Raw genomic sequence first — 24511 nt, forward strand, 5'->3', positions numbered from 1 at the left:
CGAGTCTGCCTTGTCCTTGGGGGCGGTTGGGGGCGGTTGGGGGTGGGGCGGGGGTTCCTGGGCACCCTCCGCTGTGCTTGGGCGGGGGTGGGGTTCCGCTGCTCGGCGGTGACGAGGCGCCGCCTGCGCCCACCCGTGCCGCCCCAGCGGCACGATTGCCCGCAGGGGGGTGGGGTGGGGCAGGGCAGGGGCAGGGGCAGGGCAGGGGCGGGGGCGAAGCCCCCGCTTCACCCCTCCGCGATCACCACCGCCGAGGCCACCCCCGCGTCGTGGCTCAGGGAGATGTGCCAGGACTGGACGCCCAGTTCGGAGGCGCGGGACGCGACCGTGCCGGTGACGCGGAGGCGGGGCTGGCCCGAGGGTTCGACGTAGACCTCCGCGTCGGTCCAGCGCAGGCCGCTGGGCGCGCCGAGGGCCTTGGCGAGGGCCTCCTTCGCGGCGAAGCGGGCCGCGAGGGAGGCGATGCCCCGGCGTTCGCCGCTGGGGAGGAGGAGCTCGCTCGGGAGGAAGAGGCGGTCGGCCATGCTGGGCGTGCGCTCCAGCGAGGCACGGAAACGGTCGATCTCGGCGACGTCGATGCCGACTCCGATGATGGGCATGATCCGCACCCTAGGGCCTGTCGTTCGGATCACGCCTGGGCCGCGGGGCGTGGCACGCACATCTGCCGCCTGTCGTCGGTCCCCAACGCTCCGCGTTGGCTGCCTCCTCCGCCTCGCAGCTGCACGCGCCACGCCCCGCTCACCGGCAGCCAACAGGCGCCGTCACCCGAAGCCGGCATGATCCGAACGACAGGCCCCTAACCCCAGCGGTGCGGGCCCCGGCCGCTCACTCCACCGTCACCGACTTCGCCAGGTTCCGCGGCTGGTCCACCTCGTTGCCGCGGGCCGTGGCCAGTTCGCAGGCGAAGACCTGGAGGGGGACCGTGGCGACCAGGGGCTGGAGGAGGGTGGGGGTGGCGGGGACGCGGATGAGGTGGTCGGCGTAGGGGACCACCGTCTCGTCACCCTCCTCCGCGATGACGATCGTGCGGGCGCCCCGCGCGCGGATCTCCTGGATGTTGGAGACGATCTTGTCGTGGAGGAGGGAGCGGCCCGCCGGGGACGGGACCACGACGACCACCGGGAGGTCCTCCTCGATCAGGGCGATCGGGCCGTGCTTCAGCTCGCCCGCCGCGAAGCCCTCCGCGTGCATGTAGGCCAACTCCTTGAGCTTCAGGGCGCCTTCGAGAGCGACGGGATAGCCCACGTGGCGGCCCAGGAACAGCACCGTGTTCTTGTCGGCCAGGGTTCGGGCCAACTCCCGTACCGGCTCCATCGTTTCGAGCACCCGCTCCACCTCGTGGGAGATACGGGACAGGTCGCGGATCACGGCCCGGATCTCGTCGCCCCACTTGGTGCCCCGTACCTGGCCGAGGTAGAGGGCGACGAGGTAGCACGCCACCAGCTGGGTCAGGAACGCCTTCGTCGAGGCGACGGCCACCTCGGGGCCCGCGTGGGTGTAGAGGACCGCGTCGGACTCGCGCGGGATCGTCGAGCCGTTGGTGTTGCAGATGGCGAGGACCCGGGCGCCCTGCTCGCGGGCGTGGCGCAGCGCCATCAGCGTGTCCATGGTCTCGCCGGACTGCGAGATGGCGACGACCAGGGTGTGCGGGCCGAGGATCGGGTCCCGGTAGCGGAACTCGCTGGCCAGCTCCACCTCGCAGGGGATACGGGTCCAGTGCTCGATGGCGTATTTGGCGATGAGGCCCGCGTGGAACGCCGTACCGCACGCCACGATGACCACCTTGTCCAGCTCGCGCAGTTCCCGGTCGGGGATGCGGACCTCGTCCAGGGAGAGCGAGCCCGCCGCGTCGATCCGGCCGAGGAGGGTGTCGGCGACCGCCTTGGGCTGCTCGGCGATCTCCTTGAGCATGAAGTAGTCGTAGCCGCCCTTCTCCGCCGCCGACGCGTCCCAGTCGACGTGGTACGAGCGGACGTCGGCGGGGCGGCCGTCGAACGTGGTCACCGTGACCCCGTCGCGGCGCAGTTCGACGACCTGGTCCTGGCCCAGCTCGATCGCCGAGCGGGTGTGGGCGATGAACGCGGCGACGTCGGACGCGAGGAAGGCCTCGCCCTCGCCGACTCCGACCACCAGGGGCGAGTTGCGGCGGGCGCCCACGACCACGTCCGGCGCGTCGGCGTGCACCGCGACCAGCGTGAACGCGCCCTCCAGACGGCGGCACACCAGCCGCATCGCCTCCGCGAGGTCGTCGCAGGAGGAGAACTCCTCGGCGAGCAGGTGGGCGACGACCTCGGTGTCGGTCTCGGAGGTGAGGGTGTGGCCCCGCTCGGCCAGTTCGGCGCGCAGCGTGGCGAAGTTCTCGATGATGCCGTTGTGGACGACGGCGACCCGGCCCGCGTTGTCGAGGTGCGGGTGGGCGTTGGTGTCGGTGGGGCCGCCGTGGGTGGCCCAGCGGGTGTGGCCGATGCCGGTCGAGCCGGTCGGCAGCGGGCGGCCGACCAGCTCCTTCTCCAGGTTGACCAGTTTCCCGGCCTTCTTCGCGGCGGCGAGGCCCCCGTCGGCCGCGACCACCACGCCGGCGGAGTCGTACCCGCGGTACTCCAGCCGCTTCAGTCCGGCGAGGACCACGTCGAGGGCGGACTGCGAGCCGACGTATCCCACGATTCCGCACATGTTTACCCCTGTGTCGTGTCGTTCGCGACCTGTCGTGTGACGTATGTGACTGTACGTGACAGGTTGGTGCGGGGTGGTGCATCGGGTTCGGGGTGGGGGTTCCGAGCGTCGCGGGGTGTCGGGTGCGTCGTGGCTTGTCGCGCCCACGCGGCGGAGCCGCAAAGTGACACAGCCTCGCGCCCCTGGCGGGGGCTTCGGTGCCCTCTGCGACACTGGGGCTGACATGAGTGAGACAGCACCTGTGCCGCACGCGCCGCTTCGGGCCCGTGCGGAGATCGATCTGGACGCCCTGCGGGCCAATGTGCGGACGCTGCGCGCGGCGGCGCCGGGCGCCGAGCTGATGGCCGTCGTCAAGTCGGACGCCTACGGCCACGGGGCGGTGCGGTGTGCGCGGGCCGCGGTCGAGGCGGGCGCCACCTGGCTGGGGACGGCCACGCCCGAGGAGGCGCTGGCGCTGCGCGCGGCGGGTCTGACGGGTCGGCTGATGTGCTGGCTGTGGGCGCCGGGCGGACCCTGGCGCGAGGCGGTCGAGGCGGATCTCGATGTCGCGGTCAGCGGGTTGTGGGCGCTGCGGGAGGTCACCGAGGCCGCCCGGCTGGCGGGTCTGCGGGCCCGGGTGCAGCTGAAGGCGGACACCGGGCTCGGCCGCAACGGCTGCCAGCCCGAGGACTGGCCGGAGTTGGTCGCCGAGGCGCTGCGGGCCGAGGCCGAGGGGCTCGTGAAGATCACCGGGCTCTGGTCGCACCTCGCGTGCGCCGACGAGCCGGGGCACCCCTCCATCGACGCCCAGCTCACCCGCTTCCGCGACATGGTGGCGTTCGCCGAGGGCCGGGGCGTCCGCCCGGAGGTGCGGCACATCGCCAACTCGCCCGCCACGCTCACCCGGCCGGACGCGCACTTCGACCTCGTCCGGACGGGCATCGCGGTCTACGGCATCTCGCCCAGCCCGGAGCTGGGCAGTTCGGCCGACCTCGGACTGCGGCCGGTGATGCGGCTCAGCGCCTCGCTCGCGCTGGTCAAGCACGTCTCCGCGGGCCACGGCGTCAGCTACGGCCACCACTACGTCACGCCCGGTGCCACCACTCTCGGACTGGTCCCCGTCGGGTACGCGGACGGTATCCCCCGGCACGCCTCCGGCAGCGGGCCCGTCCTGGTCGGCGGCAAGTGGCGGACGGTCGCGGGCCGGGTCGCCATGGACCAGTTCGTCGTCGACCTCGGCGGGGACGAACCCGCCGCCGGTGACGAGGTCGTGCTGTTCGGGGCCGGTGACGGCGGTGAACCGACCGCCGAGGACTGGGCGAAGGCGGCCGGGACCATCGCGTACGAGATCGTGACGCGCATCGGAACCCGCGTGCCGCGCGTCTACGTCGACACGGGTGAGTGAGCGGGCGCGGACGACCGGGGCCCGTGAGGATGTGAGTCCCGGGCACCTGTGCACACGTAGGTGAAAGAGGAACGAGACGGGTAACTCCGTACAGGCGTGCGGAGCGACAGTGGTACCGGACAGGTCGGCGAAGAGGAGCGGGACGTGAGCGAGAGCAGCGCCGAGGCCGTGGAGGCCGTCGCGAGCGCGGCCGCCGCCACGGCCGCGTCCGGCGACGGGATCTGGCGCAGAGCCGGGGTCGCGGGGGCGGCGATAGGCGTCGTCGCGGCGGGCGCGGCGGCCGGCGTCGCCATAGAGCGGCTCACCGTCGGGCGCGGCATGCGCAGGAAGGCGCGTTTGGCGCTCGACTCCACCGGCCCGTACGGGGCGCTGCGCGGCGTCCCCGCCAAGGCGGTCGCCGACGACGGCACCGAGCTGTACTACGAGGTCGACGACGTCGAGCCCGAGGCGAGCCTCACGCCCCGCAGGCGCCGCCTCTTCGGCCGCAAGGCCCCGGCGCCCGTCACCGTCGTCTTCAGTCACGGCTACTGCCTCAACCAGGACTCCTGGCACTTCCAGCGGGCCGCGCTGCGCGGTGTCGTCAGGACCGTGCACTGGGACCAGCGCAGCCACGGCCGTTCCGGGCGCGGGGTGTCCGGTGCGCGCGACGGGCTGCCGGTCACCATCGACCAGCTGGGCCGTGACCTCAAGGCCGTCATCGACGCGGCGGTGCCGGAGGGGCCCATCGTGCTCGTCGGCCACTCCATGGGCGGCATGACCGTGATGGCGCTGGCCGCGCACTACCCGGAGCTGATCCGGGAGCGGGTCGTCGCCGTCGCCCTGGTCGGTACGTCGTCGGGGCGGCTCGGCGAGGTCAACTTCGGGCTGCCCGTGGCGGGCGTCAACGTGGTGCGGCGGGTGCTGCCGGGGGTGCTGCGGGCGCTCGGTCAGCAGGCCGCGCTGGTGGAGCGGGGGCGGCGGGCGACCGCCGATCTGTTCGCCGGGATCATCAAGCGGTACTCGTTCGCGTCGCGGGACGTCGATCCGGCGGTCGCGCGGTTCGCCGAACGGATGATCGAGAGCACGCCGATCGACGTCGTCGCCGAGTTCTATCCGGCCTTCACCGAGCACGACAAGACCGAGGCGCTCGCGGCGTTCACCGAGCTGCCGGTGCTGGTGCTGGCCGGCGTCAAGGACCTGGTCACGCCGAGCGAGCACAGCGAGGCCATCGCCGATCTGCTGCCGGACGCGGAGTTGGTGCTCGTGCCGGACGCGGGGCATCTGGTGATGCTGGAGCACCCCGAGGTGGTGACCGACCGGCTGGCCGACCTGCTCACCCGCGCGGGGGCCGTGCCGGCGGGGGCTACCGTAAGTGGTTATGGAAGCGCCAGCAGCACCGCACGTCCCGGGTGAGTCCGGGGCCTCCCCCGACGGCAGCGGAACCTCCCCGCTGACCATCGTCCGGATCACCGTCAACGCACCCGACCAGATGCTGGAGCTGGGCCGTCGCCTGGCCAAGCTGCTGCGTGCGGGTGATCTCGTGATGCTCAACGGGGAGTTGGGCGCCGGGAAGACGACGCTCACCCGAGGGCTGGGGGAGGGGCTGGGGGTGCGCGGGGCCGTCACCTCGCCGACCTTCGTCATCGCCCGGGTGCATCCGTCGCTGGTGCAGGGGCCGCCGCTCGTGCACGTCGACGCGTATCGCCTGGGCGGCGGGCTGGACGAGATGGAGGACCTCGACCTCGATGTCTCGCTGCCGGATTCGGTGATCGTCGTGGAGTGGGGCGAGGGCAAGGTCGAGGAGCTGACCGACGACCGGCTGAACGTGGTCATCCACCGGGCGGTGGGCGACACGACGGACGAGGTGCGGCACGTGACGGTCACCGGTCTGGGTGAACGGTGGGCCTCCGTCGAACTGGGTGTGCTGTCGGCGTGACGCTGCGCCGATCGTTCCGACGAGCTGTCGGCAAGATGTTGCGTCGGCCGTCCCCGGCGTGGTCACATGGTAACCAGTCCTTGGTTAGGTGTACCTAACCTGGTTCGCCGTGGCACCCAGGAGGCGTCCATGTCGACAGCAGAGCGGGTTCCCTCCGGGGCGGGCGGAGTGTCGATGCGGGACCTTTTGGCGGCTTGTGCGGCGGCGAAGGTCGTCTCCACGCCGCCTGCGGCTCCGCCTGTGGCTCCGCCCGTGAAGCGGGGGGCGCGGCGGGCTGAGTCTGAACGGTGCCGCAAGGTCGCGTAGCCGTGGGGCGCGTTCGGAGGGGTGGATGCGGTCGGGGCGCGGCTGGCGGTTCGGTGGGGGTTCTCGCGCAGTTCCCCGCGCCCCTGAAACGGACCGGCGGCCAGCCAGCCGGCGATTAAGAGGGATCCCCCTAGTCGACCACGACCACCTTCGTGCCGATGCCCGCGAATTCCCACATGGCCTTGCCGTCCTTGCGGGACTCCCGGATGCCGCCCGTCTTGGTGGTGGGGTCGGGGCGGGGGGTGGAGCCGTCGACGGCCGCGCTGAAGCCCACCGAGACACCGTCCACCGAGGCGAAGCGGACGACGTGCTCGATCGGGGTGCCGTCGGAGCCGGTGACGGCGGCGGAGCGGGACGAGACCGTGTATGTGGCGGGGTTCGGGTCGACCGTGCTCGGGGTGACCTCGAACGTGCGGGTGACCTTCTCGTTGGCGCCGACCAGCCAGACACGGTCCTCGTCGAGGGAGTACACGACCCGCTCCCCGGCGCCCGAGTCGTCGGGCAGGACGTCGTCGGTTTCCTTCTTCCCCTTGCCGGGGGTCGGGGACTGCTTGGCCTTCGGAGATTCCGATGCGGACGGTTTCCGCAGGTCGTCCGGCGCGTTCGCCGACGCCTGGTAGGCGAGGAAACCGACTGCGGCGATGGCCGCCGCGGTGAGCCCGGCCACGAATCCCGAGCTGCTACTGGCCACCTTCTGCGCCCACCTCTCGTACCCACGTACGCCCTTGAAGTACGTCTGTGCTGTGACGGTAGCAGCAGGGGGAGCGTGCACCGGGTCGGCCGTGGCCCGGGCAGAAGCGCCGTAGGCTGTTTGCGTGCTCTTGCTCGCTCTGGATACCGCCACCCCCGCCGTCACCGTCGCGCTGCACGACGGGACGGACGTCGTCGCCGCGTCGAGTCAGGTGGACGCACGACGCCACGGGGAACTGCTGCTGCCCGCCGTCGACCGGGTCCTCGCCGAGGCGGGCACCCGCCTCGACGCCGTCACCGGCATCGTCGTCGGCATCGGTCCCGGCCCGTACACCGGGCTGCGCGTCGGCCTCATGACCGCCGACACCTTCGGCCTCGCGCTCGGGGTCCCCGTCCACGGCCTGTGCACCCTCGACGGGCTCGCGTACGCGGCCGGCGTCGAGGGGACGGTCGAGGGACCGTTCGTGGTCGCCACCGACGCCCGGCGCAAGGAGGTGTACTGGGCGCGGTACGAGGACGCGCGGACGAGAGCGACCGAGCCGGCCGTCGACCGGCCCGCCGAGATCGCCGAGTCGGTGGCCGGGCTTCCCGCCGTCGGGGCCGGCGCGCTGCTGTATCCCGACACCTTCCCGGACGCCCGCGCGCCCGAGCACGTCTCCGCCGCCTCGCTCGCGGCGCTGGCGGCGGAGCGGCTGGCCGAGGGCGAGGAGCTGGAGGCGCCCCGGCCGCTGTACCTGCGCCGGCCCGACGCCCAGGTCCCCAAGAACTACAAGGTGGTCACCCCGAAGTGACGACCTCGGTGCTGCGCGAGATGCGCTGGTGGGACATCGAGCCCGTCCTGGAGCTGGAGAAGGACCTCTTCCCCGAGGACGCCTGGTCCCGGGGCATGTTCTGGTCGGACCTCGCCCACGCGCGGGGCCCGCACGCCACCCGGCGGTACGTGGTGGCGGTGACCCCGGACACGGGCACGGGTGTCGGCGGCGGGCGGATCGTCGGCTACGGGGGCCTCGCCTCCGCCGGGGACACCGCCGACGTCCAGACCATCGCCGTCGCCCGGGAGCACTGGGGCACCGGCCTCGGCGCGACGATCCTCACCGAGCTGCTGCGGGCGGCCACCGCCTTCGAGTGCGCCCAGGTGATGCTCGAATGCCGGGTCGACAACGTCCGCGCCCAGAAGCTCTACGAACGCTTCGGCTTCGAGGCGATCGGCTTCCGCCGCGGCTACTACCAGCCGGGGAACGTGGACGCGCTGGTCATGCGCCTCAACGACCCTTCCACATCCGTACAAGGAACCGAGATCAATGGCTAGGGATGGCAAGGTCAATGGCTGACGAACCGCTGGTCCTGGGGATCGAGACCTCCTGCGACGAGACCGGTGTCGGCGTCGTGCGCGGGACGACCCTGCTGGCCGACGCGATCGCGTCGAGCGTCGACGAGCACGCCCGGTTCGGCGGCGTGGTGCCCGAGGTCGCCTCCCGAGCCCACCTGGAGGCGATGGTCCCGACCATCGAGCGGGCGCTGAAGGAAGCGGGGGTGAGCGCGAAGGACCTCGACGGCATCGCCGTCACCGCCGGTCCCGGCCTCGCCGGCGCGTTGCTGGTGGGCGTCTCGGCGGCCAAGGCGTACGCGTACGCGCTGGGCAAGCCGCTCTACGGGGTGAACCACCTCGCCTCCCACATCTGCGTCGACCAGCTGGAGCACGGGGCGCTGCCCGAGCCGACGATGGCGCTGCTGGTGTCGGGCGGCCACTCCTCGCTGCTGCTGTCGACCGACATCACCTCGGACGTACGGCCGATGGGCGCCACCATCGACGACGCGGCGGGCGAGGCCTTCGACAAGATCGCCCGTGTGCTGAACCTCGGGTTCCCGGGCGGGCCGGTCATCGACCGGTACGCCAAGGAGGGGGACCCTGCGGCCATCGCCTTCCCGCGCGGCCTCACCGGGCCCCGCGACCCCGCCTACGACTTCTCCTTCTCCGGCCTGAAGACCGCCGTGGCCCGCTGGATCGAGGCCAAGCGGGCGGCCGGGGAGGACGTCCCGGTGCGGGACGTCGCCGCGTCCTTCCAGGAGGCGGTGGTGGACGTGCTGACCAGGAAGGCCGTACGGGCCTGCCGGGACGAGGGCGTCGACCACCTGATGATCGGCGGCGGTGTCGCCGCCAACTCCCGGCTGCGGGTGCTCGCCCAGGAGCGCTGCGAGGCGGCCGGCATCCGGCTCCGGGTGCCCCGGCCCAAGTTGTGCACGGACAACGGGGCGATGGTGGCCGCGCTGGGCGCGGAGATGGTCGCGCGGGGGCGCTCCGCTTCGGACTGGGATCTGTCGGCGGACTCTTCGTTGCCGGTGACGGATCCGCATGTGCCGGGGACCACCACCGCTGCGGCTGAGGGCCACGACCACGGGCACGATCACGTGCACGAGGTCAGCAAGGAGAACCTGTACTCGTGAGCGTCGCGCTGATGTGGGAGGCGCGGGCGGTGGCCGGGCGGGGAGAGGCACTTCTCGCCTGGGCGCGGGCCCAGGAGCTTCCTCTGCGCCCGTTACGGCGCGAGACGTTCCGGGCGCCGCAGGACCGGGTGCTGGTCATCACGTGGTGGGACGCGGAGTACGACGCGGAGCTGCCCGAACTGCCGGAGCCTGGCGAGGAGTTGGTCAGTCGGGCGGTGCACCGGTGGCGGTTCGAGTCGCTGGGGGCGTGAGACCGCGTCGGTGACGGCGTTCGCCGAAGCCGTCCAGGACGAGGAAGAGGAAGGGCGCGCAGACCAGCGGGACGCCCAGGAGCAGCAGGTACGTGTGCGTCGGCCGGTCGGTGAAGAGCAGCCAGCCGTCGACGACGAACGCACCGGCCAGGACCACCCCGCTCGCGACGGCCGTCCGCTGCCCCGCCCTGCGCCGCCGCGCCCTGCGCGCGATGCGTTCCTCCACGTCGGGCCGGGTGTCCAGCGTGGTGAGCCCGAGTCGTAGGGCGGCGGCGCACAGGTCGGCGATCTCGGCGCCCGGGTCGGTCAGTTGGTACTCGTCGACGTGGGGCAGGCGGGCCCGGCTCCCGTCGGTGGCGTACAGATAGCCCGGCCAGCGCGGGTTGCCCCACCTGATGTTCTCGACCCGGATGCCGTAGATCTCCGACCAGGTCCAACTGCGGGTGCGGAGCGCTCCGCGTACGGTGACGCCGTCCGCCGTGACGGACGTACGGGCCCTGAACTGCTCCAGCAGCACCCGGCCCGCCACGGTCAGCCAGGCCGCCACGGTCAGTGTTTCCCCGGTCGACGGGCCGAACGTCGTCATCATGTTCACCGTGATGGCGATGATCAGCGTCGCCGCGGCGAGCGTGCCGAGGAGCGCGGGGTGGATTGCGCGCCGTCTTCGGTACTCCCGCTCGATTCCGTTGCTCATTGGGTCGTTATAGACCCCCTCAGTGAACGCCGGGTAAGAGGGGGTGCCGCGTGTACTGAGGGGGGAGTACGCGGCCGTTCGATGGACAGTACCGTGAGCGGGCCGTCACTCTGGGTTGATGGTGCACGTGGAGTGGGCTGCGCAGGGGCCGGGTGGTGAGCCCGAGTCGTCGGACAGCATGCGGGCGTTCGGGGCGGTCGTCCAAGCGCTGCGGGAGCATGCGGGGTTGAGCCGGGAGGAGTTCGGGGCGCGGGTTCATTTGTCCAAACACTCGGTGGCATCTATTGAGTTGGGGCGACGGCTGGCGGATCAGCGGTTCGTCGACCTGGCGGAGGAGGCGACGGGCAACACGGGGGCGGTGCGGGGGGCGTTTCGGCATATGGCTCGGCAGCCGGGGGTTGCGGCGTGGTTCCGGATGTGGGCCCGTTTGGAGCGCGAGGCGGCCGTGCTGGATACGTACGAGTGCAGGCTTGTGCCGGGCCTGCTGCAGCCGGAGTCGTATGTCCGGGCGGTCTTCGAGAACGCGGTTCCGCCGGTCACCGACGGTGAGTTGGACATGCAGGTGGCCGTCAGGATGGAGCGACAGCAGTTGTTGCGGGAGCGCCCCAACACCTCGTTCAGTTTCATCATCGAGGAAAGCGTGCTCCGCAGGGAGCTGGGCGGCCAGGAGGTGACGCGCTGCCTGTTGGACTACTTGCTGGAGTGCGCGGAGTTGCGCAACGCGAGCCTTCAGATCATGCCGCTGAAGCGCACGCAGCACGCCAGCCTGTCGGGTCCCCTCCAGCTCGCGGAGACACCGGACGGGCGGCGGCTCGCCTACGCCGAAGGGCACATGAACGGTCGGCTCATCGCTGACGCGAAGGAGGTGGCTCTCCTGAACCAGCGCTATGCGAAACTGCGGTCGCAGGCTCTCACCCCGGAGGACTCCGTGAGCTTGTTGGAGCGACTGCGAGGAAACCTATGACTACCGATGAACTCGCTTGGTTCAAGTCCAGCTACAGCACGGACCAGGGCGACAGCTGCATCGAGGTCGCCCCCACCCCCGCCACCATCCACATCCGCGACTCCAAAGACACCACCCGCCCCCACCTCGGCCTCGGCCCCGCCGCGTGGGCCGCGTTCGTCGCGTACGCGGCCCACGCGGGCTGAACCGGGTGGGGCTCAGCTCTCCACGGCCCTGACCTCCGTCTCGCAGTGCAGGCGGCGGTCAGGGCCCACCTCCCGGACGGGGCCCGGCAGCGTCAGCGTCACCGCGTGGCGGATGTCCGCGCTCGACGCGCCCAACCGCAGTTCCAGGGCGCCCGGTTCGACCACGCGGCGCCCCGCGCGGTCCGTGAAGGCCGAGACGTCGGGGTGGAAGCGGAACCGCACGCGGGAGGCGCCCCCGGGCGCCAACTCCAGCCGCTGGTAGGCGATCAGGCGGGTGTCGGGGCGGGTCACCGAGGCCACCGGGTCGTGCAGGTACAGCTGGACGACCTCCGCGCCCGCCCGGTCACCCGTGTTGCGGACCGTCACCGACACGTCGTGCCCCTCGTCCCCCGCGCCCTCGTCCGCGAAGTCCGTCCAGGCGAACGTCGTGTACGCGCGGCCGTGCCCGAAGGGATACAGCGGCGTCGGGTCGAGGTTGCTCGCCCCGCCGACCAGGCCGAGCGGCGGCTGGAGGTACGTCCACGGCTGGCCCCCGGGGCGGTTCGGGACGCTCACCGGGAGGCGGCCGGAGGGGGAGACGCGGCCCGACAGCACTCCCGCGACCGCCGGCCCGCCCTCCTCCCCGGGGAAGAACGCCTGGACCACGCCCGCCAGCCGCCCGTGCCAGCGCCCCAGCGCGTACGGGCGCCCGGTGAGCAGCAGCGCCACCACCGGCGTACCCGTGGCGATCAGCGCGTCCAGCAACTCCGCCTGGACCCCCGGCAGCCGGAGGTCCTCCGCGTCGCAGCCCTCACCGGAGGTGCCCCGGCCGAAGAGGCCCGCCCGGTCGCCGAGCACCGCCACGCAGACGTCCGCCTCGGAGGCCCGCGCGACCGCCTCGGGGAAGCCGCCGGTGTCGTCGCCGTCGACGTCGCTGCCCGCCGCGTACGTGATCTTCGCGTCGGGGAGTTCCGTGCGCAGGGACTCCAGGACCGTGGGGATCTCGATGCCCAGGGGGGTGCCCGGGTGGGCGGGGAGGACGTGGGAGGGGAAGGAGTAGCAGCCGAGCATGGCCAGGGGGTCGTCGGCGCGGGGGCCCACGAGCGCGATCCGGATGTCCGGCGCCAGCGGCAGGACGCCGTCCGGGTTGTCGAGGAGGACCACCGACTCCTCGGCCAGCCGGCGGGCCAGGGCGCGGTTCGCCGTGGAGTCGAGGTCGATCCGTTCGGGGTCGGCGGCGGGCGCCTCCGGGGACCAGTCCTCGTCCAGCAGGCCCAGCTCGCACTTCTGGAGCAGGACCCGGCGGGCGGCGCGGTCCACCAGCGACTCGGGGATCTCGCCCGCGCGGACCGCCTCCACGAGCGGCTCGCCGTAGCAGCGCAGGGTGGGCAGCTCGACGTCGATGCCGGCGGCCAGCGCCGCGTGCCCCGCCTCCGCGCGGTTTCCGGCCACCCGGTGGTTGGTCTCCAGGAAGCCGACGCCGAAGTAGTCGGAGACGACCGTGCCGGTGAAACCCCAGGCGTCGCGCAGGAGTTCGGTCAGCAGCCCCGGGTCGGCCGAGACCGGGACGCCGTCCGTCTCCGTGTACGCCGCCATCACCGAGCGGGCGCCGCCCTCGCGGAGGGCCATCTCGAACGGCGGCAGGGTCACGTCGGCGAACTCCCGCACCCCGGCCCGGACGGGCGCGTGGTTGCGGGCGCCGACGGACGCCGCGTACCCGGCGAAGTGCTTCAGCGTGGCCACGATCCCTGCCGACTCCAGGCCGCGTACGTACGCCGTGCCGACCGTGGCCACCAGGTACGGGTCCTCGCCGATCGTCTCCTCGACCCGCCCCCAGCGCGGGTCGCGGACCACGTCGAGGACGGGGGACAGGCCCTGGTGGACGCCGACGGAGGCCAGGTCGCGGCCGATGTGCCGGGCCATCTCCTCCACCAGCGGCGGGTCGAAGGTCGCGCCCCAGGCCAGCGGGACCGGGTAGGCGGTGGCGCGCCAGGCGGTGAAGCCGGCCAGGCACTCCTCGTGCGCGACGGCCGGGATGCCGAAGCGGCCCGCGGCCATGATGCGGCGCTGGGCGCGGGCGAGGGCCCGCGCGCCGGCCGCCGGGTCGACGGGCGCCGTGCCGAAGGCGCGGGTGAGCTGGCCGAGGCCCCGGGTGATCAGCTCGTCGTAGTCGAACGTCTCCGACATGTGCTGCTCGTCGGGGGCGATGTCCTCGCCGTTCGCATCGCTCTTCACCCACACGCCGTACAACTGCGCGGCCTTCTCCTCCAGAGTCATCCGGGAGAGCAGGTCCGCGACCCGGGCCGCTGCGGGGAGGGCCGGGTCACGCCAAGGGGTGGTCATGGAACTCCTTCGGGGGTCGGCGAGTTGCGGAAGGTCGCGGGTGCCGGAGCCGGTGGGTCACTTGCCGCCGACGCCCATCAACCCGCCCACCAGCGCCCGTCGCGCCACCAGGTACACGGCGAAGATCGGGATGCCGGACAGGACGACCGAGGCGAGCAGGGCGGGGATGTTGACGCCGAACTGACTGACGTAGTTGAACAGTCCGAGCGTGAGGACCCGGGGGCCGTCGGACTGGGTGAAGATCAGCGGGAAGAGGAAACCGTTCCAGGCCTGGAGCGCCGAGAAGATGACGACCGTGCTGATGCCGCCCTTGGCGAGCGGGATCGTCAGCTGGAAGAGCATCCGCAGTGGGGACGCCCCGTCCAGGGCCATCGCCTCGTACAGGTCCTCGGAGACGTCCCGGAGGGTGCCCACCAGGACCAGGACCGAGACCGGCATCGCGAAGGCCGCCGTCGGGAGGATGACGGCCAGGAGGGTGTCGTAGAGATCGAGCTTGGCGATGAGCAGATACAACGGCACGACCACCGCCTGCGCCGGGATCGCCACGCCCAGCAGGAAGAGGCGGAACGCCGCGTTCGACCAGCGGTCGCGGGTGCGGACGGCCACGTACGCGAGCGGGATGGACAGCGCCAGGACGATGCCCACCACCGACACCGCGACGATCGCCGTGTTGCTCAGGAGATGCCAGAAACCGCTGTTCAGGACGGTGTTGTAGTTGTCGAGGGTGGGGTCGGCCGGGGGCTTGAGCGGGTTGCCCGTCAACGCCTTGTCCGCGCCGGTGAGGGACGCCGACAGCATCGCGTAGATCGGGATCAGGACGATGACCAGCCAGACGAAGGCGCCCAGGCCCGCCACCGGGTTGGCCCGCCGCGTCCAGTGCCTGCGGCGGCGGGGGGAGTGCGGCACCGGGCTTCCGTCCGGCTGCGGGGTCCTCGTGGGGCGCGCCAGTGTGTCGTGTGACATCCGTGCCGTCACATCCCTTCGCGGGTGCTGCGCATGGCGCCGAAGCCGGTCAGCCGGACCAGCACCAGGGAGAGGCCCGTCGCGGCGATGACCAGGAAGGACGCGATGGCGCTGGCGTAGCCGAAGTCGTACGTCTTGAAGCCCGCCTCGTACATCAGGTACGGCAGGATCGCGGTGTCCGTGCCGGGGCCGCCCTTGGTGAGGATCAGGACCGTCTCGAAGTACGTCAGCGAGCCGACGACCATCAGGACCGTGGACGTGGTGATCGTGTGCCGCAGCTGCGGGAGCGTGATCGAGAAGAACTGGCGGTAGCGGCCGGCGCCGTCGATGGCCGCCGCCTGGTAGAGGACCTCGGGGATCTGGCGGGCCCCGCCCTGGTAGATCAGGGTGTGGAAGGGGATGAACTGCCAGCCGCCGACGAAGACGATCGCGAGGAAAGCGCCGCTCTGCGAGCCCAGGGTGTCCTGCTGGATGATGCCGAAGTTCGGGTCGAGCAGGGCGTAGAACAGGATCGCGATGGCGGTGGAGGAGAGCAGGAACGGGACGAAGAAGACCGCGGAGAGGATCGCGCGGTTGCGCTGCCGGCCCGCCGCCCAGACGCCGAGGAGCAGGGCGACGACCGTCTGGAAGGCCCAGCTGGCGACGGTCAGGACGACGGTCAGCCACAGGGACTGGGTCATCCGGGGGTCGTCGAGGAGCTTCTTCCAGTTGTCGAGGCCCACGGGCCGGGGGTCGCCGAGGCCGTCCCAGCTGGTGAAGGAGAGATAGAGGGCCAGCGCCATCGGGACGACCGCGAAGAAGGTGAAGAAGAGAACGCCGGGCAGGGCCCAGACGGCGTGCGGGCGGCCGGTGCGGGCCGCCCGGTGGCCCGCGCGGTGCTCCCGCCCCTCGCCCGCCGGCGGGGCCTTCTCGACCGTGACGGTCACTTCAGCCCCTTGCACGCCGTCACGAAGTCGTCCGGCGAGGACTGGCCCGCGAACAGCTTGCCTATCTCCGTGTGCATCTTGGTGCCGAGGCCGTCGCCGAGCGCCTGGTCCCAGGAGAGCGTGAAGGCCGGGGCCTGCTGCACCATGTCGTACTGGAACTTCGCGTACTCGGGGTTGGGCGAGGAGGCGAGCAGCTCGGCCGCGTTCGAGGTGGTCGGCACGTCACCGTTGTCGATCAGCGCCTGCGCGTACGCCTTCGACGCGCAGTCCTTGAGGAAGCCGACCGCGAGGTCCTTGTTCTTCGTACGGGCGTTGATCGACCAGTAGTTGGTGGGGTTGCCGACGACGTTGCGGACGTCGCCGGTGCCGCCCTCGACGGTCGGGAAGGCGGCCCAGCCCAGATTGCTCCTGGCGAAGTCCGGGAACTTGCCGAGCTGCGTGGAGTACTCCCAGGAGCCCATCAAGTGCATGGCCGCCTTGCCGCGCGCGAAGACCGCGGGGGCGCCGCCGTTGACGTACGACACCGAGGTGAACTTGGAGCCGAAGGCACCGTCGTCGATCAGCTCCTTGACCAGTTCGGCGGCCTTGAGGACGGCCGGGTCGCCCCAGCCCTCGGCGTCGCCGTCCTGGATGCGCTTGAAGACCTCGGGGCCGCCGATCCGGTCGACCAGGTACTCCAGCCACATCAGCTCGGGCCAGACGTCGGAGCCGCCGAGCGCGAAGGGGGTGATCTTCGCCTTCTTCAGCTTGGCGTTGATGTCGAGGAGCTGGTCCCAGGTGGTGGGCGGCTGGAGCTTGTGCTCGGTGAAGACGGACTTGTTGTAGAACAGGATCACCGGCTGCATGCCGCGCATCGGGATGCCGTAGTGGCGGCCCCCCAGATCGCCGGCCGCGAGGACCGAGGGCAGGAAGCCGCCCTTGAGGACCGGGTCGCCCTCGATGATGTCGGTGAGGTCGACGAGCTTGTCCGCCTCCTCGTACGGCTTGATCGAGCCGCCGCCCCAGTTGAAGAAGATGTCCGGGGCGCTCGGGGAGCCCATGGCCGTGCGGAGCTTGGGGGAGTAGTCGGAGCCGGGCACCTTCTGGAGCTTGATCGTGCCGCCGGCCTTCTTCGCCGCCGCCGACTTGTTGAACCGGTCGACGCCCGCCTGCTGGACCTTCACCGCGTCGTCGCCGTACACGAACGCGGTGAGCGTCTTGCCGTCCCCGCCGCCCGAGCCGCCGCCGGAGCCACAGGCGGTGAGACCGGCGCCGAGGCCGGCGGTGAGCAGCGAGGCGGACCCCGCGCCGAGGAACCAGCGCCTGCTGTACGGCCGCCCGCCCGCGCCGCTGCCGGTGGACCGGCCCGCGGTCGTCCCGGTGGACTGGCCTCTGCTCGACTCCATGAGAGCACCCTTCGCGAATGTCCGGACGTACGAATGTTTCGGATGACACTTCGAATGTTCCGGGAACGTATGGCCGTCGAAAGGGTTCGTCAAGGGGTCGCGCAGAGATACGATCCGTCACATGAAGCCCGCGAAGCCCGAGGAAATCCAGACAAGAGCGCGTGCGTCGCACCCCACGCAGACCGCGACGCTCGCCGAGATCGCCCGCCAGGCCGGCGTGTCGGCTCCGACTGTTTCGAAGGTGCTCAACGGCCGCGCGGACGTCGCGCCCGCCACACGCACCCGCGTCGAGGAACTGCTGCGCGAGTACGGATACCGCCGCCGCCGCGCCGAGGCGACCCGCTCCCCCCTCGTCGACCTGGTCTTCCACGAACTGGAGAGCGCCTGGGCCATGGAGGTCATCCGGGGCGTGGAGAACGTCGCCCGGCAGGAGGGACTGAGCGTCGTCCTCTCCGAGAGCGCGGGGCGGCTCACCCCCGGCCGCACCTGGGCCGACCAGGTCGCCGCGCGCCGCCCGCACGGCGTCGTCCTGGTCCTGTCCGGGCTCGACGAGTCCCAGCGCGCGCTGCTGCACAGCCGCTCCATCCCGTTCGTCGTGATGGACCCGGCGGGCGACCCCGGCGACGACGTGCCCTCGATCGGCGCGACCAACTGGCAGGGCGGCCTCGCCGCGACCCGCCACCTCATCGAACTCGGCCACCGGCGCATCGGCGCCATCAGCGGGCCCTCGCGGATGATGTGCAGCCGCGCCCGGGTCGACGGCTACCGGGCCGCGCTGGAGACCGCCGGGCTGCCGGTCGCCCCCGACCTGATCAAGGCCGGGGACTTCCACCACGAGACCGGCTACCGGCTGGGGCTGGAGCTGCTGCGCCGGCCGGACCGCCCGACCGCCGTCTTCGCCGGCAACGACCTCCAGGCCCTCGGCCTCTACGAGGCGGCCCGCGAACTGGGCCTGCGCGTCCCGGAGGACCTCAGCGTCGTCGGCTTCGACGACCTGCCGGTGGCCCGCTGGGTGGGCCCGCCGCTGACGACCGTGCGCCAGCCCCTGATGGAGATGGCCGAGGCGGCGGCCCGACTGGTCCTCGACCTCGGCCGCCAGGAGCACTCGTCGGTGGCGACCCGGGTCGAACTGGCGACGAGCCTGGTGGTCCGCAGCAGCACGGGGGCCCCGCCGGCGGCGCCCCTCTAGGGGCGCGGGGAACTGCGCGACGAGCCCCCACGGCGCGTGGTCGGCTACGGAACCGGATCCGGCGGCACGCGTACCGACGGCGTGACCCCATCTCTCGCTAGTGACGGCCTGGCCGGAAGTTGATGTATTGACGAGTGAGGCATCCCCCTCCACACTCCTCCGCAGTCAATCGGTTGCACCACCGAAACTTTCGGAGGCACCCGCACATGAGACCCTCCCTGCGCGGCCTGCTCACCGGCGTGGCCACCGTCGCCGCCCTGCTGCTCGCGACCCCCGCCGCCCACGCCGCCGACCCACCCCTGCGCGACCTCGCCACCGCCAAGGGCAAGGCCCTCGGCACAGCGGTGACCGGCTCGAAACTCACCGGCACCTACGGCGACATCGCGGGCCGCGAGTTCAACTGGCTCACCCCCGGCAACGCCATGAAATGGGGCTCCGTCGAGCCCACCCGGGGCACCTTCAACTGGGCCGAGGCCGACCAGATCGTCGACTTCGCCGAGGCCCACGACCAGGACGTACGCGGCCACACCCTGGTCTGGCACAGCCAGAACCCGAGCTGGCTGACCAACGGCACCTGGACACCCGCGCAGCTCAGCACCCTCATGAACGACCACATCGCGCTCGAAGTCGGCCGATACAAGGGCCGGCTGGCCGCCTGGGACGTGGTGAACGAACCGTTCAACGAGGACGGCACCTACCGCCAGACCCTCTGGTACAACGGCCTCGGCGCCGACTACATCGCCCAGGCCCTGACCGCCGCCCGCGCCGCCGACCCGGCCGCCAAGCTCTACATCAACGACTACAACGTCGAGGGCGTCAACGCGAAGAGCACCGCCCTGTACAACCTGGTCAGGGACCTGAAGGCGCGCGGCGTCCCGATCGACGGGGTGGGGTTGCAGGCCCACCTGATCCTCGGTCAGGTCCCGTCCACGCTCCAGCAGAACATCCAGCGCTTCGCCGACCTGGGTCTGGACGTCGCCATCACCGAACTCGACATCCGTATGCAACTGCCCTCCACGGCGGCCAAGTTGGCGCAGCAGCGCACCGAGTACGACGCCGTCGTGAAGGCCTGCGTCGCCGTGACCCGCTGCACCGGCGTGACGGTCTGGGGCTTCACCGACTCCGACTCCTGGATCCCGGACACGTTCCCCGGCCAGGGCGCGGCGACGCCGTACGACGAGAACTACGCGCCGAAACCCGCGTACTACGGCATCGCCACCGGCCTCGGCGGGACGGGCACGACACCCCCGCCGACGACGGACGGCTGCGCGGCCTCGTACAGCGTGGCGAACCAGTGGAACACCGGCTTCACCGGCAACGTGACCATCAGCTGCGCCCCCGGCTCCTCGCTCTCCTCCTGGCGGGTCGCCTGGACCTTCGGGGCGGGGCAGCAGGTCGGCCAGGCCTGGAACGCGAGCTGTGCACAGACCGGCACGGCCGTCAGCTGCTCCAACGCCTCCTGGAACGGGAGCGTGCCGAGCGGCGGTTCGGTGACCTTCGGCTTCAACGGGACCTGGAGCGGAAGCAACCCGGTGCCCACGGTGACGCTGAGCTGAGAGTGACCGCGGAAGACGGTCGAAGACTGCAGAGGGCTGAGAAGTCTGAGAATTTCCGAAGGAAAGGCCGCATGAGGTTCTGCCCGTAACAATTCGGACGTAAGTTCCTGTGCGTGAAGGGTGAAGAAAGCGCGTTCGGGGACGGCATCGGGGACCTGGGCGGGCGGCGCCGCCGGCTGAGGATCGCCGGGTGTCTGCTCGCCGGGGTCCTCGTGGTCGGTGCGGGCGGGGCGGGTTGGGCGTTCTGGCGGCTGAACCACAACATCGAGAGCGTCGACATCGACGCCGCCCTCGGCGACAACCGCCCCGCGAAGATCCGTTCCTCCCCGGATTCGTCCGCGTCGGATTCCGCTTCGGATCAGTCCACGTCGGATCCGTCCGCGTCGGACACCGCCGAGGCCCTGCCGAGCGGCGCCCTGAACATCCTGGTCCTCGGCTCCGACTCCCGCAGCGGCAGGGAGAACGCGAAGCTCGGCGGCGGCGACGAGGGCGCGGGGGCCCGCTCGGACACGGCGATGGTCGTCCACATCGACGAGGGCCGCACCGGGGCGACGGTCGTCAGCATCCCCCGCGACACCCTCGTCACCCGGCCGTCCTGCCCGCTGGAGTCGGGCGGTTCGACGGCGGTGGCGTACAACGTGATGTTCAACAGCGCGTACGCGGTCGGCGGCCCGGTCTGCGCGGTCAAGACCGTCGAGTCGATGACGGACGTCCGCATGGACCACTACATCGAGATCGACTTCTCCGGCTTCGCCAAGCTCGTCGACGCGCTCGGCGGCGTCACGGTCACCACGGACGAGGACATCGACGACGAGGACAGCCATCTGAGCCTGCGGGCCGGCACCCACCACCTGGACGGCGAGCAGGCTCTCGCCCTCGCCCGCACCCGGCACGGCATCGGCGACGGCAGCGACCTCGGCCGCATCGGCCTCCAGCAGAAACTGGTCAAGGCCCTCCTGGACCAGATCTCCTCGACCGACCTGCTGACCAACCCCGCCCGGCTCTACCGTGCCGCCGACGCGATCACCGGAAGCCTGACGACGGACACCGGCCTGGACTCCCTCACCGAACTGACCGGCCTGGGCGAGAGCGTGCGGGGCCTGTCCTCCGCCGCCACGCGGACCGTGATGATGCCGGTGGTCACGGCCCCGTACGACAGGAACCGGGTGGTGGCCGACGAGCCGGAGGCGAGCCGACTGTGGGAGTCGCTGAGGTAGGGGCGAAAAAATTCTCCGGGAAATCCGTCGGCCGTGTCGATCCGGGGTGCGGTCGTTCGACGCATGGGTGAGAGTCGGGGACAGGCCCCGACCGCCGATGCCGTAGGAGTCACCATGCCGCGCTATCTGTCGCTCGTCCAGATCGACGAGAAGACCGCTCCCGCCGAGGGCCCCAGCCCCGAGCTGATGCAGCGGATGGGGGAGCTGCTGGAGGAGATCACCAAGGCGGGGGTGATGCTCGACACCGCCGGACTGACGCCGACCGCGCAGGGGACGCGGGTGCGCTGGGAGGGCGGGAAGATCTCCGTGACGGACGGGCCGTTCACCGAGTCCAAGGAGGTCGTCGGCGGCTACGCGCTGATGCAGTGCAAGGACATGGCCGAGGCGATCGAGTGGACCAAGCGGTTCCTGAAGGTGCACGAGGAGCACTGGACCGTCACGTGCGAGGTGCGGGAGATCATGGAGGGCTGAGCCCGCCGGGCGAGGCCGTCTGGCGAGGCCGCTTTCCGGGCGTCGGAGCCGTCGTGTCTGATGGTGGGCTGTGACCTCACAACCCACCACAGACCCGGACACGGCCGTCGAGACCGTCTTCCGGATCGAGTCGCCCAGAGTGATCGCCGGTGTCGCACGGATCGTGCGGGACGTCGGGATCGCGGAGGAACTGGCGCAGGACGCGCTGGTCGCCGCGCTGGAGCAGTGGCCGAGGGACGGGGTGCCGGACAACCCGGGGGCCTGGCTCATGACGACCGCCAGGCACCGGGCGATCGACCTCGTGCGCCGCCGGGAGCGGTACGCGCGCAAGCTCGCCGAGGTGGGGCGGGACCTGGAGGCGGCGGGACCGTACCTCGACCAGCCGTCCGACCCGGACGACATCGACGACGACCTGCTCCGCCTGGTCTTCACCGCCTGCCACCCGGTGCTGTCCGCCGAGGCCCGCATCGCCCTCACCCTGCGCCTGCTCGGCGGCCTGACCACCATCGAGATCGCCCGCGCCTTCCTGACCCCCGAGCCGACGATCGCCCAGCGCATCGTCCGCGCCAAGCGCACGCTGGCCACGAAGAACGTCGCCTTCGAGGTGCCCTACGGCCCCGACCGCGAGGCCCGCCTCGACTCCGTCCTCGAAGTCATCTACCTGATCTTCAACGAGGGGTACGCGGCCACCGCCGGCGACGACCTGCTGCGCCCCGCGCTCTGCGAGGACGCCCTGCGACTGGCCCGCGTCCTGGCCCAGTTGATGCCCGAGGAGCCCGAGGTGCACGGCCTGATGGCCCTGCTGGAGCTACAGGAGTCGCGGTCGGCCTGCCGTACGGGGCCCGCCGGGGAGCCGGTCCTGTTGCGGGACCAGGACCGCCGCCGCTGGAACCGTCTGCTCATCGCCCGGGGCTTCACCGCCCTCGGCCGTGCCACGGCCGCCGCGCACGGCGCCCCGGGCCCGTACGCCCTCCAGGCGGCCATCGCCGCGTGCCACGCCCAGGCGTACACCTACGAGGAGACGGACTGGCCGAGGATCGCCACCCTGTACGGCCTGTTGGCGGCCCGCGCCCCGTCCCCCGTGGTCGAGCTGAACCGCGCGGTCGCCGTCTCCATGGCCGAGGGCCCCGCCCCCGCCCTGGAGATCGTCGACGCCCTCGCCACCGAACCGGCCCTGCGCGACTACCACTTGCTCCCGAGCGTGCGCGGCGACCTCCTCCACCGCCTGGGCCGCACGGAGGAGGCCCGCACGGAGTTCCTACGAGCGGCCGACCTGACCCGCAACGAGCGCGAGCGGGCGCTGATGCTGGCGCGGGCGCGAGAGGAGTGAACGGGCGGACGAAAGGCGGTTGAGGGGCGGGTGGGAGGCGGCGGGACGTGGAGCGGGGGTGGGTGGCGGCGGGGCGCGGAGCGGGGGTGGGTGGCGCGCTGAGGGCCGCGCGCGGGGTATCCACGCCCGGCTGCTCCGTCTGCGGCGCGCGAGTCCCGCGTGGCGGGGCGAGGTGAGCGCGGCGATGCCGTGAGGCGCTGTCCGGGAGCCGCACGACGGGCTGCTATGGACAGCGACGGTGGCCACGGCTACGGGGCCGGCCACGGTTACGGGGCCGGCTGCGCGTGGCCGGTAACGGCGAGGGCGCGGACGGGCGCCGGTGCCTCCTGCGCCCGCGGCCCGCCTGGCCTGTCCGGCGCCTCCTGCGCCTCCGGTACTCCCGCTACCCCCGGCGCCTCCGGCACTCCCGGCACCTCCGGCGGAGCCGGGCCCCCTACGCCGGGTGGCCGATCAGCATCGTCGGGGCTCCGGCGACGCGGGTCAGGAAGACCGTCGCCGAGTTGCGGCCCTGCGGTTTGACCTTCCTGCGCAGTTCCTCCGGCTCCACGGCCGACCCCCGCTTCTTCACGGTCAGGATGCCGACCTCACGCTCCCGCAGCAGGGCCTTCAGCTTCTTCACGTTGAAGGGCAGCTGGTCGGTGATCTCGTACGCCGCCGCGTACGGGGTGACGTGGTGCTCGTCGGCGGTGACGTAGGCGATCGTCGCGTCGATCAGCCCGCCGTCCAGTTCCTCGGCGACCTCGGCGACCAGATGCGCGCGGATCACGGCGCCGTCCGGCTCGTACAGGTACCGGCCCACGGGACGGACCGGGGGATCGGGCAACATCGTCTCCGGCGTGGCGCGGATGCCGGCCTCGGCGGGCAGCAGCATGGCCCGCCGCGCCCCCGGCGTCCCGTTCGCGCGGAACCAGAGCACGGCCTCCTTCACGTCCCCGCCGTCCGAGATCCACTCGGCCTCGGCCTCCGGCGGGATCGCCTCGTGCGGGATGCCGGGCGCGATCTTCAACGCCCCCAGCGGGGCCTTCAGCGCGGCCGACACGGCCCAGGACAGGGGCGGGGAGTAGGCCTCCGGGTCGAAGATCCGGCCGCGCTTGGAGGAGCGCCGGGCCGGGTCGACGAACACGGCGTCGTACCCGGCCGTCTCCACCTCCGTCACATCCGCCTCGCGCACCTCGATCAGTTTTGCGAGCCCGAGCGCGTCGGCGTTGGCGCGGGCCACCGCCGCGGTCAGCGGGTCGTGGTCCACGGCCAGCACCCGGATCCCGGCCCGCGCGAACGCGATCGCGTCCCCGCCGATCCCGCAGCACAGATCGGCGACCGACCCCACCCCCAGCGCCCGGAAACACTCGGCCCGGTACGTCGCCACGCTCGTCCTGGTCGACTGCTCGACCCCGTTCGGCGTGAAGAACATCCGCCCCGCGTCCGCCGCGCCGAACTTCGCCACAGCCCGCTGCCGCAGCCGGGCCTGCGCCAGCGCCGCCGTGACCAGTTTCGCCGGGTGGTCGCGGCGCAGCCGGGTCGCCACGGCCAGCTCCCGCGCCGGCTCGGTGTCGCGCACCTCGTCGAGGAGGGCGCGGCCCTCGGGGGTGAGGAGGGGGGTGAGGAAGGTGGCAGGGTCCAGGTCGTTCACCGGGCCATTGTCGGT

The 24511-nt window shown here is 72.0% G+C and carries 23 protein-coding genes; 14 read left to right on the forward strand and 9 right to left on the reverse strand.

All coding sequences use genetic code 11. The features are described 5' to 3' along the window. Positions 1-227 precede the first annotated feature (227 nt). Together HW837_RS21225 and glmS are read right to left on the reverse strand one after the other, a co-directional pair. A complete protein-coding gene (locus tag HW837_RS21225) occupies positions 228-599 on the reverse strand; it encodes a holo-ACP synthase (RefSeq protein ID WP_033528399.1) in 372 nt (123 codons plus the stop codon). Positions 600-825: 226 nt separating this feature from the next. Next, complete coding sequence (glmS, locus tag HW837_RS21230; RefSeq protein ID WP_045559471.1) at positions 826-2673, reverse strand: glutamine--fructose-6-phosphate transaminase (isomerizing); 1848 nt, start codon at positions 2671-2673, stop codon at positions 826-828. 223 nt (positions 2674-2896) lie between these two features. Here glmS and alr point away from each other — a divergent pair, with 223 nt between their 5' ends. The 3 genes from alr to tsaE all read left to right on the forward strand — a co-directional run bounded on the left by alr (position 2897) and on the right by tsaE (position 5972). Further along, entirely contained in the window at positions 2897-4057 is a 1161-nt protein-coding gene (gene alr / locus HW837_RS21235) for an alanine racemase (protein ID WP_045559472.1), read from the forward strand. 144 nt (positions 4058-4201) lie between these two features. Continuing rightward, a complete protein-coding gene (locus tag HW837_RS21240) occupies positions 4202-5449 on the forward strand; it encodes an alpha/beta fold hydrolase (protein WP_193380543.1) in 1248 nt (415 codons plus the stop codon). Next, entirely contained in the window at positions 5415-5972 is a 558-nt protein-coding gene (gene tsaE, locus HW837_RS21245) for a tRNA (adenosine(37)-N6)-threonylcarbamoyltransferase complex ATPase subunit type 1 TsaE (RefSeq protein ID WP_193380544.1), read from the forward strand. The genes HW837_RS21240 and tsaE overlap by 35 nt, the downstream gene beginning before the upstream one ends. Positions 5973-6408: 436 nt before the next feature. Here the strand turns inward: tsaE and HW837_RS21250 are convergent, their stop codons facing one another. Then, positions 6409-6969, reverse strand: a complete 561-nt coding sequence (locus HW837_RS21250; RefSeq protein ID WP_193382495.1) for a hypothetical protein — start codon at positions 6967-6969, stop codon at positions 6409-6411. A 124-nt stretch (positions 6970-7093) separates the two neighbouring features. Here HW837_RS21250 and tsaB point away from each other — a divergent pair, with 124 nt between their 5' ends. The 4 genes from tsaB to HW837_RS21270 are packed head-to-tail and all read left to right on the forward strand — an operon-like array spanning position 7094 to position 9664. Then, positions 7094-7759 (forward strand): tRNA (adenosine(37)-N6)-threonylcarbamoyltransferase complex dimerization subunit type 1 TsaB, encoded by a 666-nt coding sequence (gene tsaB, locus HW837_RS21255; RefSeq protein ID WP_045559475.1) that lies wholly within the window; start codon positions 7094-7096, stop codon positions 7757-7759. 20 nt (positions 7760-7779) lie between these two features. Continuing rightward, positions 7780-8277, forward strand: coding sequence for a ribosomal protein S18-alanine N-acetyltransferase (rimI, locus tag HW837_RS21260; RefSeq protein ID WP_177261814.1), 498 nt, complete (start codon positions 7780-7782; stop codon positions 8275-8277). A 14-nt stretch (positions 8278-8291) separates the two neighbouring features. Continuing rightward, positions 8292-9413, forward strand: coding sequence for a tRNA (adenosine(37)-N6)-threonylcarbamoyltransferase complex transferase subunit TsaD (gene tsaD / locus HW837_RS21265; protein ID WP_390623568.1), 1122 nt, complete (start codon positions 8292-8294; stop codon positions 9411-9413). Beyond that, positions 9410-9664 (forward strand): hypothetical protein, encoded by a 255-nt coding sequence (locus tag HW837_RS21270; protein WP_086804301.1) that lies wholly within the window; start codon positions 9410-9412, stop codon positions 9662-9664. The genes tsaD and HW837_RS21270 overlap by 4 nt, the downstream gene beginning before the upstream one ends. Here the strand turns inward: HW837_RS21270 and HW837_RS21275 are convergent. Beyond that, on the reverse strand, positions 9618-10358 hold the full coding sequence (locus HW837_RS21275) for a PH domain-containing protein (RefSeq protein ID WP_193380546.1): 741 nt from the start codon (positions 10356-10358) through the stop codon (positions 9618-9620). The two genes, HW837_RS21270 and HW837_RS21275, sit on opposite strands and share 47 nt — an antisense overlap. Before the next feature lie 118 nt (positions 10359-10476). On the opposite strand from HW837_RS21275, the gene HW837_RS21280 reads away from it, so the two are divergent. Then, the gene (locus HW837_RS21280) at positions 10477-11322 is read left to right on the forward strand and encodes a helix-turn-helix domain-containing protein (RefSeq protein WP_193380547.1); all 846 of its coding nucleotides are present in this window, start codon (positions 10477-10479) and stop codon (positions 11320-11322) included. After that, positions 11319-11507 carry a DUF397 domain-containing protein gene (locus HW837_RS21285; RefSeq protein ID WP_193380548.1) on the forward strand — a complete coding sequence of 63 codons (189 nt, stop codon included), beginning with the start codon at positions 11319-11321 and terminating at the stop codon, positions 11505-11507. Before HW837_RS21280 ends, HW837_RS21285 begins: the two co-directional genes overlap by 4 nt. 12 nt (positions 11508-11519) lie before the next feature. Here the strand turns inward: HW837_RS21285 and HW837_RS21290 are convergent, their stop codons facing one another. From HW837_RS21290 to HW837_RS21305, 4 genes are read right to left on the reverse strand one after another with little or no spacing between them, the layout of a single operon-like run. Then, positions 11520-13829: a beta-xylosidase/alpha-l-arabinosidase gene (locus HW837_RS21290; protein ID WP_193380549.1), complete on the reverse strand. Its 2310-nt coding sequence runs from the start codon at positions 13827-13829 to the stop codon at positions 11520-11522. Between the two features lie 57 nt (positions 13830-13886). Continuing rightward, positions 13887-14792, reverse strand: coding sequence for a carbohydrate ABC transporter permease (locus HW837_RS21295; RefSeq protein ID WP_045559483.1), 906 nt, complete (start codon positions 14790-14792; stop codon positions 13887-13889). Between the two features lie 8 nt (positions 14793-14800). Then, positions 14801-15718 carry a carbohydrate ABC transporter permease gene (locus tag HW837_RS21300; RefSeq protein ID WP_086802845.1) on the reverse strand — a complete coding sequence of 306 codons (918 nt, stop codon included), beginning with the start codon at positions 15716-15718 and terminating at the stop codon, positions 14801-14803. Next, positions 15715-17103, reverse strand: coding sequence for an ABC transporter substrate-binding protein (locus HW837_RS21305; RefSeq protein WP_093789458.1), 1389 nt, complete (start codon positions 17101-17103; stop codon positions 15715-15717). Before HW837_RS21305 ends, HW837_RS21300 begins: the two co-directional genes overlap by 4 nt. Positions 17104-17224: 121 nt before the next feature. Here HW837_RS21305 and HW837_RS21310 point away from each other — a divergent pair, with 121 nt between their 5' ends. From HW837_RS21310 to HW837_RS21330, 5 genes are all read left to right on the forward strand, one after another. Next, positions 17225-18292 carry a LacI family DNA-binding transcriptional regulator gene (locus HW837_RS21310; protein WP_045559486.1) on the forward strand — a complete coding sequence of 356 codons (1068 nt, stop codon included), beginning with the start codon at positions 17225-17227 and terminating at the stop codon, positions 18290-18292. A gap of 206 nt (positions 18293-18498) precedes the next feature. After that, entirely contained in the window at positions 18499-19848 is a 1350-nt protein-coding gene (locus HW837_RS21315; RefSeq protein ID WP_193380550.1) for a glycoside hydrolase family 10 protein, read from the forward strand. 107 nt (positions 19849-19955) lie between these two features. Next, positions 19956-21065: an LCP family protein gene (locus tag HW837_RS21320; protein ID WP_390623571.1), complete on the forward strand. Its 1110-nt coding sequence runs from the start codon at positions 19956-19958 to the stop codon at positions 21063-21065. Positions 21066-21179: 114 nt separating this feature from the next. Further along, complete coding sequence (locus tag HW837_RS21325; protein ID WP_045559489.1) at positions 21180-21536, forward strand: YciI family protein; 357 nt, start codon at positions 21180-21182, stop codon at positions 21534-21536. Between the two features lie 70 nt (positions 21537-21606). Continuing rightward, positions 21607-22866, forward strand: coding sequence for an RNA polymerase sigma factor (locus HW837_RS21330; protein WP_045559490.1), 1260 nt, complete (start codon positions 21607-21609; stop codon positions 22864-22866). 433 nt (positions 22867-23299) lie between these two features. Here HW837_RS21330 and HW837_RS21335 read toward each other — a convergent pair whose 3' ends face one another. Beyond that, positions 23300-24496: a class I SAM-dependent methyltransferase gene (locus tag HW837_RS21335; protein WP_193380552.1), complete on the reverse strand. Its 1197-nt coding sequence runs from the start codon at positions 24494-24496 to the stop codon at positions 23300-23302. Between the last annotated feature and the right edge of the window lie 15 nt (positions 24497-24511).

The sequence above is a fragment of the Streptomyces caniscabiei genome (assembly GCF_014930365.1).
GTDB classification, from domain to species: domain Bacteria; phylum Actinomycetota; class Actinomycetes; order Streptomycetales; family Streptomycetaceae; genus Streptomyces; species Streptomyces caniscabiei.